Origin of the sequence: Neptuniibacter caesariensis (genome assembly GCF_000153345.1) — a bacterium.
Taxonomy (GTDB): Bacteria; Pseudomonadota; Gammaproteobacteria; order Pseudomonadales; family Balneatricaceae; genus Neptuniibacter; species Neptuniibacter caesariensis.
The window spans coordinates 934071-952469 of sequence record NZ_CH724125.1; the positions used below are offsets into that span (position 1 = coordinate 934071).

The 18399-nt window shown below is 49.2% G+C and carries 11 protein-coding genes; 6 read left to right on the top strand and 5 right to left on the bottom strand.

The features are described from left to right. Position 1: 1 nt before the first annotated feature. Positions 2-1606: a sensor histidine kinase gene (locus MED92_RS04440; protein WP_007020301.1), complete on the bottom strand. Its 1605-nt coding sequence runs from the start codon at positions 1604-1606 to the stop codon at positions 2-4. A 271-nt stretch (positions 1607-1877) separates the two neighbouring features. Here MED92_RS04440 and MED92_RS04445 point away from each other — a divergent pair, with 271 nt between their 5' ends. From MED92_RS04445 to MED92_RS04465, 5 genes are all read left to right on the top strand, one after another. Continuing rightward, a complete protein-coding gene (locus MED92_RS04445; RefSeq protein ID WP_007020303.1) occupies positions 1878-2867 on the top strand; it encodes a TAXI family TRAP transporter solute-binding subunit in 990 nt (329 codons plus the stop codon). A 100-nt stretch (positions 2868-2967) separates the two neighbouring features. Continuing rightward, entirely contained in the window at positions 2968-5589 is a 2622-nt protein-coding gene (locus MED92_RS04450) for a TRAP transporter permease (RefSeq protein WP_007020304.1), read from the top strand. Positions 5590-5642: 53 nt separating this feature from the next. Further along, complete coding sequence (locus MED92_RS04455; protein WP_007020305.1) at positions 5643-6074, top strand: universal stress protein; 432 nt, start codon at positions 5643-5645, stop codon at positions 6072-6074. Positions 6075-6145: 71 nt separating this feature from the next. Beyond that, a complete protein-coding gene (locus MED92_RS04460; RefSeq protein WP_007020306.1) occupies positions 6146-10954 on the top strand; it encodes an NAD-glutamate dehydrogenase in 4809 nt (1602 codons plus the stop codon). Positions 10955-11015: 61 nt separating this feature from the next. Then, a complete protein-coding gene (locus tag MED92_RS04465; protein ID WP_007020307.1) occupies positions 11016-11243 on the top strand; it encodes a hypothetical protein in 228 nt (75 codons plus the stop codon). Positions 11244-11261: 18 nt separating this feature from the next. Here the strand turns inward: MED92_RS04465 and MED92_RS18405 are convergent, their stop codons facing one another. Together MED92_RS18405 and MED92_RS04475 are read right to left on the bottom strand one after the other, a co-directional pair. Next, the gene (locus MED92_RS18405) at positions 11262-12308 is read right to left on the bottom strand and encodes a response regulator (protein ID WP_007020308.1); all 1047 of its coding nucleotides are present in this window, start codon (positions 12306-12308) and stop codon (positions 11262-11264) included. A gap of 34 nt (positions 12309-12342) precedes the next feature. After that, on the bottom strand, positions 12343-15408 hold the full coding sequence (locus MED92_RS04475; protein WP_162010851.1) for an AraC family transcriptional regulator ligand-binding domain-containing protein: 3066 nt from the start codon (positions 15406-15408) through the stop codon (positions 12343-12345). Between the two features lie 109 nt (positions 15409-15517). Between MED92_RS04475 and MED92_RS04480 the strand changes: the two genes are divergently transcribed. After that, positions 15518-16243: a substrate-binding periplasmic protein gene (locus tag MED92_RS04480; RefSeq protein WP_162010852.1), complete on the top strand. Its 726-nt coding sequence runs from the start codon at positions 15518-15520 to the stop codon at positions 16241-16243. A gap of 57 nt (positions 16244-16300) precedes the next feature. Here the strand turns inward: MED92_RS04480 and MED92_RS04485 are convergent, their stop codons facing one another. Both MED92_RS04485 and MED92_RS04490 read right to left on the bottom strand, forming a co-directional pair. Continuing rightward, positions 16301-17164: an aminotransferase class IV gene (locus tag MED92_RS04485; protein WP_007020311.1), complete on the bottom strand. Its 864-nt coding sequence runs from the start codon at positions 17162-17164 to the stop codon at positions 16301-16303. Between the two features lie 304 nt (positions 17165-17468). Next, positions 17469-18359, bottom strand: coding sequence for a LysR family transcriptional regulator (locus tag MED92_RS04490; RefSeq protein WP_007020312.1), 891 nt, complete (start codon positions 18357-18359; stop codon positions 17469-17471). Between the last annotated feature and the right edge of the window lie 40 nt (positions 18360-18399).

The following is an 18399-nucleotide window of genomic DNA, read 5'->3' on the forward strand; positions in this document are numbered from 1 at the left end:
TCTATTGCTTTAGCGGAACAGAAAGCCGGAAGTGCGCACCTTGATCGGTTTCCAGACAGCTAATATGTCCGTTAAGCAGTTGGCTCACCAGATTATAAGTAATATGCATGCCTAAGCCGCTACAACCCTGATTTCGTTTCGTCGTTACAAAAGGCTCAAATAGCTTACGGCTCCAGCCTTTAGGCACGCCCTGGCCGTTATCCCGGTAATCGATGAGCAAGGTATCATCGCTTTCGGATAGCGTAATAGTAATAACCCCACCGGGCTGGTTATCAAAACCATGTAGTAGCGAGTTAATAATCAGGTTGTTAAAAATCTGGTAAAAACTACCTGGGTAGCTATCCAGAATCAGGTGCTGTGGCCCTTCGATGTTGATCTCTGGTTGGCAGCCGCGCATACGTGGACTCAATGAGGTGAGAATCTCATTCAGATATTCAACCAGATCAAAGCGCCTGCGCTGCTCGCTGGACTGGTCAACTGAAACCAGCTTAAAAGCACTGATCAACTGGTTGGCGCGTTCCAGGTTCTGTTTGATCATTTGGCTGCTTTCCAGCGCAGTGGCTGCCAGTGGGTCATCTGGATTCTGTTTGTGGCGCTCTTCGGCTTGATCGGTCAGGAAAGAGGCGGCGGTGTAGCCGATGCCTATAGGTGTGTTGATCTCATGGGCCACCCCTGCAACCAAGCCCCCCAGGGCAGCGAGTTTTTCAGATTCGACCAGTTGTTCCTGCGTTCGCTGTAGTTTTAGCAGGGTTTCCTGTAACTGGTTGTTTCGCTCTTCCAGCTCTTTGGTGCGTCGAATAACCCTTTGTTCAAGGTCAGCGTTGAGGTTTTCCAGTGCCTGCTCGGCGGCTTCACGTTTTTGCATATCTTTCAGCATCGATTCACGCATGCTGTTCATCGCGTTAACTACCTGGCTTAGTTCATCCTCCCGACCTGGTGTTTTCCGTTTCAGACGAAGCGGGCGATCAAGATGGTCTAGCTTTAAGCGTTTTGCGTACTCGGCCATCGTGCCCAGGTGTTGAGTGATTAGACGACTGAAAATAGTCAGGATAAAGATAGAAACCAGAAAGGTTTTGATCCCCTGGGTTGCGAGAATAACCAACACCTTATCCCCGAGTCGTTGATAAACCTCTTCCAAGCTAATGATTAGGTTCAGGGTGCCTACCTGATAGGTTTCATTATTGGCGGCACGATGGGACAAATCATACTGGCGTAACACAATAGGGCCAGAGTCTGGCTTTGTGCCTGCTTGATAAAAATCACCGTACTGTGAACTGATCTCCAGATATTTTACGTCCGGAAGTTGGTGCAGCCCATCTAATTGCACCTGAATCTGCTCGGGGCTTATCTCCCAGAGACTGTTAGAGAGGCTTTTCAGGGAGCTTTTTTCAATCTGCTCGATTCGCTCGTCAATGGCTGATAGTTCATATCGATAGTCGAGCCACAGCTGAGTGCCGGTTGCCAATAGGGTTATGGCAGAGCTGCACAGCAGGATAGCCGCTAGCATTTTAATGCCGAGAGGCTTCTGGTTTCTCAGAAGATTAAAACGTTGCAGCAGGCCCATAAAAAACAGAGAGATCATTTCAGAACAGTTAAAAAGCATCATAACCAGCGTTGCTCGTTCGGCACAGAGAAATCAGAGATAAATTTTAAAAAAACTCACTTTGGCACGCCAGGAGGTTTAGTTGGCATGGGAGGGGGTCTGCCTTGTCTGCTTTTTCACCTATGTTTGGCTGGTCCGATTCAAAAAAGACAATCCTGTAACAATTCCACTGGATTGCTTAGCAAGGATGAAGTTACAGGTTGGCGGCCACAGAGAACCCTGTGGTTATTAAAAATGAAGTCCGTGAAAACGGAAGATAAAAAGAAGGCGTCCCATGTCTCTGAAAAATAAACTTGCAACGACATTACTTTCCTCAGCTGTTGGTCTGGCTGCTTCCTTCTCTGTTACTGCAAATGCAGCAGAACAAACCTATGTGACTATCGGTACCGGTGGTCAGACAGGTGTGTACTACGTAGTAGGTCAGTCCATCTGCCGTTTGGTTAACCGCCAGACTGCTGATCACGGCATTAAATGTACTGCACCATCTACAGGTGGTTCCGTAGCTAACATCAATGCGGTTCGTCAGGGACAGCAGGATATGGGTATGGCTCAGTCTGACTGGCAGTTCCACGCTCTGCACGGTTCTAAGCACCAGACATTTAAAGAGCAGGGTAAGTTTGAAGACCTGCGTGCTCTGTTCTCTGTACATAACGAGCCATTCACGCTGGTTGCTCGTGCAGATTCCGGTATCGAGCATTTCGATGACCTGGAAGGTAAGCGCGTTAACCTGACAAACCCAGGTTCTGGTACCCGTGGCACGATGGAAGTGATCATGGAAGAGAAAGGCTGGACGAATGAAACGTTCAAGCTGGCTGCTGAACTGAAATCTGCTGAACAGGCTCAGGCACTGTGTGATAACAAAATCGACGCGATGATCTACGCGGTTGGCCACCCATCTGGTGCAATCAAAGAAGCGACGACTTCTTGTGACGCTAAAGTGATCCCTGTAACAGGCGATGTGATCAACAAACTGATCAAAGAGAACGACTTCTACGCTAACGCAACTATCCCGGGCGGCATGTACAAAGGTTCTGACCAGGATGTAGCGACTTTCGGTAATGCAGCAACAATGGTGACTTCTGCAAAAGTTGATGCAGACACAGTTTACCAGGTAGTAAAAGCCGTATTTGACAACTTCGACCGTTTCAAGCGCCTACACCCGGCGTTTAACAACCTGGATCCAAAAGCAATGATCTCAGGCGGTCTATCAGCTCCACTTCATGAAGGTGCAGTGCGTTACTACAAAGAGAAGGGTTGGATGTAATCCAGTCATAACTCTTTGAAGGCATCGATCTTCATTTGACCCTCACCGTGAGGCCTTGCGGTGGGGGTCCTCTTTCACTTGAGTAATTATTGGAGCTGATATGACACATCTGCAAAGTGGTCAGGATCAGATTGATGAGAAAGAACTCCAAGAGATGGTCGCATCAAGCGACACCGGAGCACGAATCCCGGAAGGCGTTCAGGGAAAACTACTGCTAGCGGTTGCGCTGTTCTGGTCTCTGTTTCAGCTATGGATAGCATCCCCACTACCATTTTTAGATTGGCCGATTGTTGGTAGCTTCGGCATTTTTAACGATACTGAGGTTCGTGCTATTCACCTTGGTTTCGCTTCATTTCTGGCTTTTACTGCCTATCCTGCTTTTAGTCGTTCACCTCGCCATCGTATCCCGGTAACGGATATTGTTTTATGTCTGGCAGGTGCGGTAAGCGCTTCCTATATTTTCCTATTCTACGATCAGTTAGTGACTCGCCCAGGGCTGCCAAATACACAGGATCTGGTTTTCTCTGTGATTGGCTTGGTTCTGCTGCTTGAGGCGACAAGACGTACCCTAGGTCCGCCGTTGATGATCGTGGCGATTGTCTTTCTGGTGTACTCGCTGGCCGGTCCTTACATGCCAGAGCTGATTGCTCATAAAGGCGTCACACTAAAAGAGCTTGTTAACCACCAATGGCTAACGACTGAAGGCGTTTTTGGTATTGCGCTTGGGGTGTCTTCCGGATTTGTCTTCCTGTTTGTACTGTTTGGTGCGTTGCTGGATAAGGCGGGCGCGGGTAACTACTTCATTCAGGTTGCGTTTTCCCTGCTGGGTCACATGCGCGGCGGTCCTGCCAAAGCGGCTGTTGTGTCTTCCGGCCTTACCGGTCTGATTTCGGGTTCTTCGATTGCGAACGTTGTTACAACCGGCACTTTCACTATTCCGATGATGAAGCGTGTTGGCTTCACCTCTGAAAAAGCTGGTGCTGTAGAAGTAGCGTCTTCGGTCAATGGTCAGATTATGCCACCAGTGATGGGTGCTGCTGCGTTCTTGATGGTCGAATACGTGGGTATCTCCTATGTAGAAGTCATTACCCATGCGTTCCTGCCAGCGCTGATCTCCTATCTGGCACTGATCTATATCGTGCATCTGGAAGCGCTAAAGCAGAACATGCAGGGCTTGCCACGTCGTGTTGAGCTTAAAGCCTGGCACCTTCGTTTGTTCGGTGTGCTGACCGGTTTTATGGTTACAGCAGGTCTGGCTGCGGCCGTTTATTTTGGTATCGGATGGATTAAACCAGCCTTCGGTGATTTCGCCGCAGTGGTTATTTCAGTGTTGCTGGGTGTTGCTTATCTTTGGCTGATCCGCATTGCTGCATCTGTACCAGATCTGAAACTGGATGACCCTAACGCACCCATGGTTGAGCTGCCAGAAGTGGGCCCAACCGTTAAGTCAGGTCTGCACTTCTTACTGCCGGTTGTTGTGTTGGTGTGGTGCTTGATGGTTGAACGCCTTTCGCCAGGGCTATCCGCTTTCTGGGCGACCGTGTTGATGATCTTCATTCTGGTAACGCAGCGCCCTCTGATCGCGTTCTTCCGTAAACAGGAAAACCCAATCAGCAAACTTCGTCAGGGCTTTAATGAGCTGATCGACGGTCTGATTGGTGGTGCGCGTAACATGATCGGTATCGGTATCGCTACGGCGACTGCGGGTATCATCGTGGGTGCAGTATCCCAGACCGGTGTAGGTTCAGTTCTGGCTGATCTGGTAGAAGTATTGTCGATGGGCAATCTGCTACTGATGTTAATTCTGACAGCGGTTCTGAGTCTGATTCTCGGTATGGGGCTGCCAACCACAGCCAACTATATTGTGGTTTCCTCTCTGCTGGCGCCTGTTGTGATCTCTTTGGGTCAAGAATCCGGTCTGATTGTGCCGTTAATTGCGGTTCACCTGTTCGTGTTCTATTTCGGCATTATGGCTGATGTGACTCCGCCAGTGGGGCTTGCATCGTTTGCCGCTGCAGCTGTATCAGGTGGTGATCCGATTAAAACTGGTTTCCAGGCATTCAGTTACAGCCTGCGTACAGCATTACTGCCGTTCCTGTTTATCTTCAATACTGATCTGCTGTTGATTGATGTGACCTGGGCAGAAGGTATTCAGGTATTTATTGTTGCGACTATCGCGATGCTGATCTTCACGGCTGCGACACAGGGTTATTTCTTTGCGCGTAACCGTAGCTATGAAACGGTATTGCTTCTGCTGATCGCTTTCTCTCTGTTCCGCCCTGGTTTCTGGATGGATCGGATTGTTGAGCCTTATCAGACCATTCAACCTGCTGCTGTTACAACTCAGTTGGCGGAGCTTGAAGTGGGATCGGAACTGCGTTTCTGGATCGATGGTGAAGATGATGTGGGTAACCAGAGAAGCTTTGTTGCGACTTTGGTGCTGGAAGAAGGGGCAACGGGTGCAGATCGTCTGGCGGCTAGCGGTATCGAGCTGATCGAAAATAACGGCAAGGTCGTTATCGATTATGTGGGCTTTGATAGCGCTGCTGAAAAAGCCGGCCTGGCATTTGATCAGGTGATCACATCCGTTGAAGCACCTCAGTCGCAACCACCTAAGCAGCTAATCTATATCCCGGCGATATTGTTGCTTATTCTGGTTGTGGTTCTTCAGCGCCGTCGTCGTACGGGAGAGGGTACAGCTGCAGAGCCTGTAGCTGCCTGAGGTTATAAAAGATGTCAGTGCCGGTGTAAGCCGGCCTGACCGGAGCAATGGTTATGTTTAAAAAAGTATTGGTACCGGTAGATCTGGCTGAACCTGAATTTACCCGTGAAGCATTGAAATATGCGCTACGTGAACTGCGTGATGGTGCAGAAGAACTGCACATGATTACTGTTGTTCCCGGGTTTTCGAATGCGCTGGTGGCGTCTTACTTTAGCCAGAAGGATCACACCAAAGCGGTCGAAGAAGTTGCCCGTCAGTTTTATAAAGAGGCTGCAGAGATGCTACCTGAAGATCTTGAGCCTATACTCAAGGTTTATGAAGGGTCTCCAGCGGAGATGATCAATCGCTATATTAAGAAGAATGCTGTTGATCTTGTCATCATGCGTGCACATCACAGGAATAAGTTTGATGAGTTCCTGTTGGGTTCAGTTTCTGCACGAGTTGCAGAGCGAGCAGGATGCACTGTGATGCTGTTAAAGAATTAGTCATAACTTAGGCCAGTGGTTGGACTTCACTGGCTGTCTTTCACCAAACTGAGGTTAAAAATAAAACAACAATGTCTGACCGAGTCTGCGACAGCAGTGCCTTGCTGTTACCTTTGATTGAACAGTTCCAGCAACGTCTGTCTGCCGAAATGGCCACGCAGGTGACCGACTTTTCCGAGCATTTTTATCGTACTGCGACCTCTGAAGAGATAGCAGAACGTTCATTAGATAATCTTTATGGTGCAACCCTCTCATGTTGGCAGTTCCTGCAAAGCATTGAGCCGGGTAAACCTAAGGTTCATATCTACAACCCTGATCTTGAACAGCATGGCTGGCGTGCCAATCACACAGTGATTGAGATCATTCAGCAGGATATGCCATTCCTGGTGGATTCTGTGCGGATGGCGCTAAACCAGCAAGGATTGGTGATCCATACGATCCATAATGCGATTCTTCACACCCAGCGCGATAAAGGCCAGCTTAAGCAGGTAGTCGGTGCAGGTACTGAAGGCGCAAATGCTGAGTCGGTGATCTATCTGGAAGTTGATCGCACGAGCGATGATGCAGATCTTAAAGCGATCCAGGCCCTGTTAAATAATGTGCTCAAGCATGTTTATGCAGCGGTTGATGATTATGATTCGATGTGTGGCCGGGTTAAAGAGATCCTGGCAGAGTTGGAGCAGCAGGAAGGCAATGAGTCGATCTGCGCATTCCTTAACTGGATGCTGGATGATCATTTCACATTCCTCGGTTATGACGAAGTAACAGTAGAAGATGAGCAGGTTGTACCTGTGGCTGGTGCCGAGCTAGGTATCTTCAAGCTGGACAAGAAAAAGAATGCTAAACACTTAGCAGGTTTGAGAGACGAGGAGCGTGAGTTCCTGCTGGAACCTGAAACGCTGATGTTTGCTAAAGATGCTCATTATTCTCTGGTACACCGTCCGGCCTATATCGACCGTGTTGTGATAAAACGTTTTGATGAGCAGGGTAATGTCATCGGTAAAGTCCGTTTCCATGGCCTTTACACCTCGCCAGTTTATACTGATTCCTTGTCCACGATTCCTTTCCTGCGCGATAAAGCCAAAGAAGTACTGAAACGCACAGGCTTTGATCCTCAGAGCCACAATGGTAAGCACTTAATGCAGATTATGAATGATCTGCCCCGTGATGAGATGCTCCTGACGACTGCTGAAGAACTGCATGAAATTGCGATGAGCATTTTCAGCCTCAATGAGCGTCGCAAAGCGCGACTGATTATGCGCGCAGATCGTTGTAACCAGTTTATTACTTTCCTTTATTATGTACCGCGTGACATCTTCAATACCGAGCTACGTCTGCAGGTACAGGATCTACTTGTGAAAGCAACTGGTGCAACCGGTACAGAGTTCACCACCACTTTCAGCGAATCTGTCCTTGCTCGTGTTCAGTATGTCTTGCGAATCGATCCGCATAATCCACCGCAGGTGGATATGGCAGCACTGGAAGCGGAAGTTGTGAAAGTATCCCGCGACTGGAGTGAAGAGCTGTATGCTGCGTTGAATGATGTTTGTGGTGAAGAGAAAGGCAACCGCCTGCTTCGCCAGTATCGATATGCTTTTACCAGTGCTTATCGTGAGCATTTCAGCCCGGCAAGTTCAGTTTATGATATCCAGCGTATCGAAGCGCTGAGTGAAGTGAATCCAATTACGATGAGCTTCTATCGTGTACTAGAGCAGAGCTCTGAACTACTGCGCTTTAAGCTGTTTAACGCAGGTCAGCCTCTGGTGTTATCTGACGTGATTCCTGTTCTGGAAAACCTCGGAATGCGCGTGGTAGGGGAGCACCCTTATTCGGTGCGACGTGCAGACGGTGATCAGTTCTGGATTCATGACTTCACCCTGATCTATCAGGGCGCTGAGCCTGTGGTTCTGGACGAAGTTCAGGATGTATTCCAGGAAGCCTTTGCCAATATCTGGAGTGGCCGTGCTGAGAATGATGAGTTCAACCAACTGGTTATTGGGGCGAACCTGAACTGGCGTGAGGTTGCGATGCTGCGTGCTTATGCCCGTTACAGCCAGCAGATCCGTTTTGGTTTTTCTCAGCCTTACATTGCCGGAGCACTCTCCGGGCATGTTCCGGTTACCCGTCTTTTGGTTGCACTGTTCCGGGCGCGTTTTGAACCAGGCCGCCAGAACAGTGAAAAAGTAGCGGCGCTGGCCGAGCGTATCGAATCAAGCATCGTTGATGCGCTGGACAAAGTTGATAACCTCAACGAAGACCAGATTCTGCGCCGTTTCCTGGAGTTGATTAAAGCAACACTGCGAACCAGTTTCTTCCAGCGTGATGAAGCAGGTGAACTGAAAGATTACTTCTCATTCAAACTGAGCCCTAAACAGATCAGTGGTATTCCTCAACCACGTCCGATGTTTGAGATCTTTGTTTATTCAGCGCGGGTAGAGGGTGTACACCTGCGTGGCGGTAAAGTTGCCCGCGGTGGTCTGCGTTGGTCTGACCGTTTGGAAGATTACCGTACGGAAGTGCTGGGGCTGGTAAAAGCACAGCAGGTTAAGAACTCGGTGATCGTGCCTGTAGGGGCGAAAGGTGGCTTTGTTGCCAAACAGCTGCCAACAACAGGAGGTCGTGATGCCTGGCTGAATGAAGGTATTGCCAGCTATAAGATCTTTATCAGTGCGTTGCTGGATGTTACCGACAATCTGGTAGCGGGCGAGGTAGTCCCTCCGGTTGATGTGGTTCGTCATGATGAAGACGACCCTTATTTTGTGGTCGCGGCAGACAAAGGTACAGCGACTTTCTCTGATATTGCCAATGAGATTGCAGAGAGCCGGGGCTTCTGGCTGGGCGATGCATTCGCTTCAGGTGGTTCACAAGGTTATGACCACAAGGGTATGGGTATAACCGCACGTGGTGCCTGGGAGTCAGTAAAACTGCATTTCCGTGAACTTGGTCTGGATACTCAGAGTGAAGAGTTCACTGTGATCGGCATCGGCGATATGGCCGGTGATGTATTTGGTAACGGCATGCTGTTGTCGGAGCATATCCGTCTGTGTGCAGCATTTAACCATATGCATATCTTTATCGATCCAAACCCTGAAGCAGCGGCTAGCTATGCTGAACGTAAGCGTATGTTTGAACTACCGCGCTCAAGCTGGGAAGACTATGACCAGTCACTGATCTCCGCTGGTGGTGGCATTTTCTCTCGCTCAGCTAAGTGGCTGGATATCTCGCCTGAGATGAAGGCGCGTTTTGCAATCGAAGAAGATCGCCTGACGCCAAATGATCTGATCAATGCGTTGCTGAAAGCACCTGTAGATCTGATCTGGAACGGTGGTATCGGTACTTATGTTAAGGCCAGCCATGAAACCCATGCGGATGTGGGTGATAAGGCGAATGATGGCTTACGCGTTAATGGTAATGAACTGCGTTGCCGAGTACTGGGTGAGGGCGGAAACCTTGGCTTTACCCAGCTGGGACGTATGGAGTTCTGTGCTAACGGCGGTAAGTCGAATACTGACTTTATCGACAATGCGGGTGGTGTGGATTGTTCCGACCATGAGGTCAACATCAAGATCCTGCTGAATGAAGTTGTAGCCAATGGTGATCTGACCGTTAAGCAGCGAAATGCGCTGTTGCGTGAAATGACCGATGCAGTATCTGAACTGGTATTGCACAACAACTATGAGCAGGCGCAGGCGATCAGTCTGGCGCATAGCCATGCGATACGTTCTCTGGATGAATATATCCGCCTGACCGATCGTCTGGAAGCGGATGGCAAACTGGATCGCGGACTTGAATTTATCCCGCCGTCTGACCAGTTGTTCGAGCGTAAAACTAAAGGTCTGGGTCTGACCCGTCCCGAGCTATCTGTGCTTATCTCCTATGTGAAAATGGAGCTTAAAGAAGCGCTGATTGATTCCTGGATTACGTCCGATGAGTACTTGAGCAAGGAGGTGATGAGTGCCTTCCCGCAGAGGCTCATCGAAGAGTACGCAGAACAGATCAATCAGCATCGACTGCGTAAAGAGATCATTGCGACTCAGGTGGCGAATGGCATGGTAAATACCATGGGTATCACCTTTGTCGAGCGTTTGATGCAGATGGGTGGTTCCGCGTGTGCCGAGGTTGCTGCTGCTTATGTGATCGCCCGTGATGTTTTCGATATTCCACAGAGATGGCGTGATATCGAGGCGCTGGATAACCAGGTATCTTCTGATATTCAGCAACTGATGATGGCAGAAATGATCCGTCTGATGCGTCGTGCAACCTACTGGTTTATGCGCCAGCAGCGCATGCGACAGAATGCTGCTGCAGCGGTTGAGAAATTCCGCCCGGCAGTGCGTGAGATCAGTGGTCAGTTGCAACAGTTCCTGGAAGGCAAACACCTTGAACGCTGGGAGGAGCAGTACAGCGAATTGGTGGCTATGGGGGCGCCTACTGCCCTGGCTGATATCGTTGCTGCGTCTGATAGCCTTTACACTCTGTTGGGTGTTATTGAGGCATCTGAGCAGACCGGTACAGCCCCTGATCAGGTGGCGCGAATCCACTTCGGTTTGAGTGATCGTCTGAACCTGCACTGGTTTGACCATCAGATCAAACTGCTGGATACCAGCAACCACTGGGAAACTATGGCCCGTGACGGTTTCCGTGAAGACCTGACCCGTCATCAGCAGTCCATCACTATCTCTGTTCTTCGAACTGATCAGGATGCAGAACTGGATATGGATGCACGCATGACGAGCTGGTTGTCAGAAAATGAAGTTTTGCTAAATCGTTGGCATGGCCTGTTGCAGGAAATTCGCAACAGCGACCAGCAGGATTATGCAATCTTTACTGTGGCAATCCGTGGTCTGATGGAACTGGCTCAGGCAAAAGGAAAGTATTAATTGAGCGACGCCGGAGCCGAACGGCTCCGGCATTTTCTAACCCTAACCAAATAAACTAAAAATGACTTACGCAAATACGCTCCTAACAAGTAAATTCGTTCAATTCGCACTTAAAGTTCGTCAGGTGAGTGATCATAGCTGGTGGGTATACCGCTATGAGATCGGTCGCCGTGGTGAGCTAAGCCAGGCATCACGTGTGGTGTTTTTTGGCCGCAACAAAGAAGAAACTGATCAGTGGTTACAGCGCCAGTCTGAAGAAGCAACCATCTACATGCTTTCAGATAACTAATCGCGCAAAACCTTCAGTTTAAACTTGGGGTAGAAGGCAACTTATCAGATGGTTGTCATCTGCCTCAATAGTACTCCCGCCAAGCTGTTGGCACAGACTTTCCAGGCAGGTGCTCAGATATTGCGCCCATGGCGTTTGTTTGAAGCTTCCGTGGCCGCTTGTCTGACTCACCGTGAGTTTGATCTGCTGTCCATCTGTGGGTTGCAGGACTATCTTCAGATCATGACCTTGGGCCTGTAACAACGCCAGTTCTACTGAGCAGATTAGTAAGGCTCGAAATAACAGGTGGTCAGTGCTGACCTGTTCCAGAGGGGATTGTATCTGGTAGTCGATCAGCCAGCCTTCCTGGCGTGTTTGCGGCAGGAATACCCTTAGCACATCGTCCATCAGTGCCGATGTTGAGATAACCGTTGTCTCGGTCGCCTGCTGGGTTCCCTGTAGCAGTAACAGGTTGGTATTCAGCCGATCAAGCTGCGCTTTAAGATTGGTACATAGATCCTTGGCAACCGGATTCAGGTCCATCTGTTCTAGGCGAGTACTGCTTTTAAGCAGTGGAGCCAGAAGTGAATGAAGATGACCGACGGTTGTCGGTAGCAGATCGTTGTTTTCCTGAGGATCGCTGATCTCTTCTTGAGCGGGCGCTATGCGAGCTGAGCGAATATCACGATAAGAGCGAAGCGCGACAATAACTGAGGTTAACAGACGGGAAGCCGAGAGTTCCGCTTTGCTGAGATAATCGTTGATATCATAAGTGACGATCACCTGGGCCTCAGGTGCATAGCCCGGGTGGCCGGTACGCAGAATAATGCGTATATCCTGATTATCCAGCTCTTTACGAATATGCTCGACAAGCAGTAAGCCGGTGTTGTCCTGTTCCATCACGACATCAAGTAGGGCAAGGGCGATATCAGGTTGTTCCCTGAGTATCTTTTTCGCCTCATCACTGCTGGTTGCACTGATCAGCTCGATAGGTCGTTGTTCGAATTCGTAGCCACGGAAAATCATGCGGGTAATACCGTGAATACCCTCTTCATCATCGACGATTAATACTTTCCAGGGGGTCATAGAGTGGCCACTAATTCAGGACTGTCAGAAGGTTCTATTTTGCCAGCAAACTCAGTTGTTGTTCTACTATTTTAGCTGCTTTTGTCGCACCCCATTGCTGATAAAGTCTGCAGGCTTCGGCCAAACAAAATCTGCCGAGGTGGTTTTGTTGTTGTGTGATCAGATAGTCAGCATAACGTTGATAGCAAAGTGGGGTGATATAACCCGCTTCAGAAATCTGACACTCAGATAAAACCGCTTCGTAGAAGGGCGTTGGATCTTCGTCAGAGAGCCGCGCTTTTTCCGCTTTGATCAGCAGATTTTGCGTTGCGAAGTTTTCTGGCATCTGCTCAGCCCAGATTTCAATACGCGAATGCTGACGGGTAAACTCAATCTGCCCTTTACGGCTAAATCCTTGCTGTTTCTGGGCAAGAATAGCCCGCATCAGTGTTGTCGCAAACAGTGCTTCCGTATGGCTGAAATAACCCGGCAAGCTTTGCTCAAGCTGGTCAACTTTGAGCAGTAACTTTGCCCAGGAGGATTGTTCATTCAACACAAGGGCATTAACGATCTGGGAGCAGGCGGAAAGGCCATATACCGATGCAGAATCTCTTTCGCGGCCAGGTCGTCCCCTTAGCTGATTCAGAGCCGATAAAATTTCCTCTCTGACTTGGTTTTTCTTATGTTCAAGATCAGGGTGGCGGATCGGTTCCAGAGAGTCTTCCAGTGCTTCCTCAAGCTGCTCCAGGTTAAGGCTGCCCGGGCGATAGATGCTCATCTGGAAGCTCAAAGTGAGTACATCAATCAGTTCAAGCCAGTGATGCTTCAGACGGCAAGAGTGCTCAAGCTCAGAGAGGTTACGCTGCACTTTATTAAGCGGCACTAGCCAGTGCTCTACCTGGCTGCTGAGTATCAGTGATGGGTCCTGATTCTGCGCGAGGGGGCTGCTCAGTGGGATCTGCCCCTGCTGTGCATTAAGTACTAGCCTGCTAGCATCCGCAGCTTTTCTGGCGAGTTTAATATCAGCGCAGAACCAACCGGCCACCCAGGCGAAACTGGCAAAAGCAAAAGCGCTGTGTGAAGTTCGACCATACTCAAAGGTGTCTTTGACCATCAGGCAGATAGCACAGGCAGCAAGCAAGGGGTGTTTTTGCTCTCTGGCAAGTAGCGCAATCTGTTCAAGAAACTGCTGGTAATGCTCCTGCTGACTACTTTCTGCAAGGTTTTGAAACTCTGCATCGATATTTTCAAGGCGGGCGCGATGGTGCTCGGTTTGTTCAACCAGGAACAGCAATTGCGCAGATTCATCTTTGGGCAGAAGCCTGTTAACCGGCTGTTTTAGTAGATGCTCAAGCGCTCGGTCAGCGCTTCCTTGGTGCTGATAGATTCTTGCCTGTAGTAATGGCTTGGCCTGGGAGTGACAGTCGCTCTGGTCGATCATCTCCTGAGCCGATTTGGCTTCCCCTGATAAAAACAGTAGTTCAGCTAAACGCCAGTACTGTTTTTCATATTCAGCCGTACTTTCTACGGAAATAAGTGCCAGGGCCTGGCTCTGATAATAACTGGCTTTTCGGAAATCGCCCGCAGCGGCTAGGTCTTCAGAGGTTTGCAGGGCGATTTTAAGAATCGCTTCGCACTCTTTTGCAGAAAAGAGCGAGCGTGCCTTTTCGATATGAGTGAACAGCTTAGCGGTCTGTTGCGATAGGTTGGTTTGACCGAGCATGGCTCTGGCGAGATCGCCATGGCGTTGGATAAGCTGTGTCTCGTTTTGACGCTCCAGGAAATGCTGACGAATTCTGACGTCAGCAAACCTAAAGTGGGTTCTGTCTCCCGGGTCATCGGTGCAGATGATCAGCCCGCTTTGCTCTGATGGCCACAGATAAATAGCCAGCCGGGCGATAGGGTCACCGGTAAGGGTGGAGATCTCTTCAAGGCTGAAGTCATCGCCGCACAGTGATGCCCATTCCAGAAGCTGGCAGCTGAATTGACTGAGGTGGTCGGTCTTCTGGATCAGCAATTCGGTGAAGTCTGATTGGTTAAGCCAACTGGTGGTCGTGGTTTCAGGTTTCGCTGAGGCTATCTCAACCTGCTCAGGCTTTATTCGCGATCGGTACTCACTTGGCGTGGTGTTCATCCAGCGCTTAAAAGCTTTCTGAAAGGCGGACTGATTAGAGAAACCCAACTGATAGGAGATTTCACCGAAACTATGCTCGCCCCGCTGGATTAGCTGAAGGCAGATCTCTTTACGGGTTTCATCATAAATATCCTGAAAACTACTGCCCAGATTACCTAGTTTCCGTTGCAGCGTCCTTAAGCTTAGCCCCAGCTCTGATGCGACCTGTTCACGGCGGATAAGCCCGTTATTGCCACTCAGGTGCTGACGAATCAGGTTTCGCGTTCTTGCTGTCAGGGCATTCTGCACCCCGATTTTGCTCATCAGCGAGTCAGCAAACTCCCGATGCAGTTGGTGCATTTCGGCATTGGCATCAACGCAACTCAGATTAAGGTATTCGCTGTTAATCAGTAGTTGGTTTCTGGGTTGATCGAAACTTACTTCTGCGGCGAAGTGCTGTTGATAAAGACGTTTATCCGCGGGTTCAGGGCAATTCAGGTAGACATGCTTCGCAGCTACTTGTTGTCCGGTCAGATGACGTGGCCAGTTGATTAAGCAGGAGAGGAAGAAGCTAACGATACCCGGATGGTTATCGTGTAATTCAAATGTTAACTCGATCCCGTCTACGCTCTTTTCCAGTTGCAGTACCGCCCCTTCGTGAATCAGTGGCAGGTAGTCCGTTAGTATCTGGTAAGCAAGTTCCAGATTAGGTGCAGTGGACATCAGAAAGCCCAGTGATCCGAGCATCTGTGGTTGAGTCGCCTCACCCAGGCTAAGCGCTACAAGAGGATTACTTGTGATGCTTTGCAGCTTCTGAAGTATCAGAGGGAATTTATCTTCGGGAAAGCGCGCACCAGGTTTGTTAAACTCAGCTTCAGTAATTTTTGCCAGTTGTAGTAACTGCAAACTGATATCGCTGCCATCGGTTTGAGGGTAGTGACGGGCCAACTGCATAAAGGGTTCAAGCAGTTTAGCGGATACAGTTATGGTTGAGTGGGTGTTGGTCATTACAATGGCATGCTGGGAATAAAATTGGGTTTGTTTTCTTTCGGTATAGATTAACATACTACGTATGAATAAAGTGTCCTCATGTGCCAAATTGCTCAGCGTTTTATGCTTGAGTGCCTTACTAGCCCCTAGTGCTTTTGCTGATGCAGTTAAGCTTAGGGTGGGTATGCCGCAACCGGGAAAGGTGCCTTTCTTCTGGCAGACTGATGCGGGTGATTACACCGGAATCTATGTTGATACTCTGCGCTCGATAGCCGAGGAGCTTAATGTTGAACTGGAGATTATTCCCCTGTCTCAGGCGCGTTTGCAGCGCCACTTTGTTGCAGGTGAGATTGATCTGGAGGCAGGGGTAAACCCCAAAGCGGAAATATCTGCCCTGTTAGAAGATTTCTCTCTCTATACGCGCCCATTCGGGGTCGTGAATGAGGTGTTCATCTACCGTCCTGAACTGTCTTTCCCTGTGTTTATTCTTAAAGACCTTGAGGGGCAACGTGTAGCAACGGTGCGAGGTTCCTCTGTTCCGGAAAAGATCCTGCGTGAAGATTTCACCAATCAATGGCAGATTGCGCAGAGGGTTCACCGTGGCTGGAATGAGTTGGGCCTTATGAATGAGGCGCCAGCACTGCACTACCAGCGTGCGGGTAATCTTAATTATCAGATCTCGCTACCTTACAACAGTAACCCGGTGGTTTTCCGACTGCACGTTAGCAAGTCAAAACTCCTTGAGCCGATGAACAACAGTATTAGTCGGTTGGAAGAGGAGGGGGAGTTGGAGCGAATTGTCTGTAAATACTTATGTGGGCAGAGCGCAGCGCTACCGGATAATGATCAGTAGATTAAAGTGAAATAAAAAACGCAGCCGTTGGCTGCGTTTTTTTGCTAATTTGGCCGATCAAAAATCGTATTTTGATGCAGTATAGATAGCGAAAGCTTTTTCCCAGATCTCGCCTACAGAACCGTCGCCGACAGGTTTGCCATCCAGCTTAGTCACGGGTGCAATCTCTTTTGAAGAGCTTGTGATCCAGATCTCGTCTGCATCGCGAACTTCATCCATAGTGATGGTACGTTCTTCAACCTGCAGGGAACCGTCTGCTTTCAGACTGTCCAGAATAATGCGGCGTGTGATACCTGGCAGAATCTGGTTGTCCTGAATTGGTGTAGCGATAATGCCATCTTTGACGATGAAGGCATTACAAGAACTACCTTCAGTCAGTTCGCCGTTAGCATTGTATAGAAGCGCTTCATCAGCACCGCTAGAGTAACCTTCCTGGAAGTGGATAACGTTACCCAGAAGCGCAGTCGATTTGATGTGGCAGCGCTGCCAGCGCAGGTCTTCAGTAGAAACCAGGCTGTACTGAGTGACTTTAGTGCGATCAACCGGCTCAGGATCTTTGATGTTGAAGCAGAAACAGAACACCGTTGGCTCAACACCTTCTGGGTACGGGTGGTAGCGCTTAACATCAGCACCACGAGATACGTGAACGTATACACCCAGGTTGTCGCCCATGGATTCGTTGCGTGCTACCAGATCATCCAGCAGCTCTTTCCACTCATCAGCGGTTTTAGTGCACTTAATCTCGATGGCAGCCAGGCCGTTGATCATGCGTTCGATGTGCGGCATCAGGCCTACAGATTTGCCTTTGTAATAAGGGATAACTTCGTAGATGCCGTCGCCAAACAGGAAGCCGCGGTCCAGAGGAGAGATGCGTGCTTCTTCCAGTGGCATGTAGTCGCCATTCAGAAATGAAATGCTCATAAATTCTTACCTTCCACTCTTGTTCTGAAACCATTTTTGCCAGCGCACAGTTATTTTACTGTTTACACATAGCTGTGGTCTCTTATCAGTCTAATTCAAGTTCAGACTTATTTAGGGCCTGCTTAAATTTCAGGGAGATGTCATGGTTTTTCCATGAAATGCAGGAAATTTTGCTACCGGAAGTCTCTATAAAAAGTGAAAAGCTTTCAATAGCAAAAGAAATTTAACGATAAATCCCTAATTATTTTAATAATATAGGCTTATCTTCTGATTATGCGTTATTTTTCCGTAATATCATCTGGTTTTAGTCCGTATGATCCTGGCTGATTGTGCCTCGACCACTGTCCGCTAATAGTTTTGGCAGGATTCTGTTGTCATCCAGACGCCAGCTAAAACTAAAATTGAGCCCTGGCGGGTTTGGTGAAATATCCAGCTCAACCAGTTCGCCGGATGCTATCTGCTTATCGACCAGTGGTGCAGTTAACAAAGCAATACCCAGGCCTTGCTGTGTCAGTTCCAGTAATCCTTTAACCGAGCCGCAGGTATGAAAGCGAGGCATCTCAATCCGGTTGATAAACAGGCTTTGGAGAAACTCCCATGGGCGGGTATCCCTTGGGAAGCTCAGAATTGGGTAGCGAGCCAAGTCTTCGATATCTTTAACCGAATCACCAGTGATCAGATCGGGGGCAGCAACCCATTTTTGTGGGTAACTACACAGAGGCTCGGAGACCAGCGCTGTATCGGAAAGCGGTTGGTCGACGATCAGGGCCAGATCCAGCTGATGATCAGAAAGCTGCTGGATAAGGCGTTGAGAGACATCCGTATTCAGCTCGAATGACAGTAGAGGGTGCTGTTGCTGCCAGTGTTCCAGCAGGCGGGTCAACCAGAGATGTGCCAGCGTATCGGCGATACCGATGCGGATATTGCCTTTTTGTTGCTGTTCTTCGCTGAGTTGTTCTTTCATCTCCTGACCGATTGCGAGCATCTTCTCTGCATAGGGAAGGAGCTGAACCCCTTTAGGGGAGAGGCGGGTACCACTTTTATCACGGATAAAAAGCTGGACGCCGAGTTCTTCTTCAAGGGCGTTGATTCGCGCAGACACGCCAGGTTGGGTGGTATGTTGTTGTTGGGCTGCTGCATGAAAACTGCCCAGGCGAGCAACCGCAACAAAAGTTTGTAAATTTCTCAGGCGCATAAGCTTCTAACTTTCCATCTGTTCTCTATGAAGGTCTGCT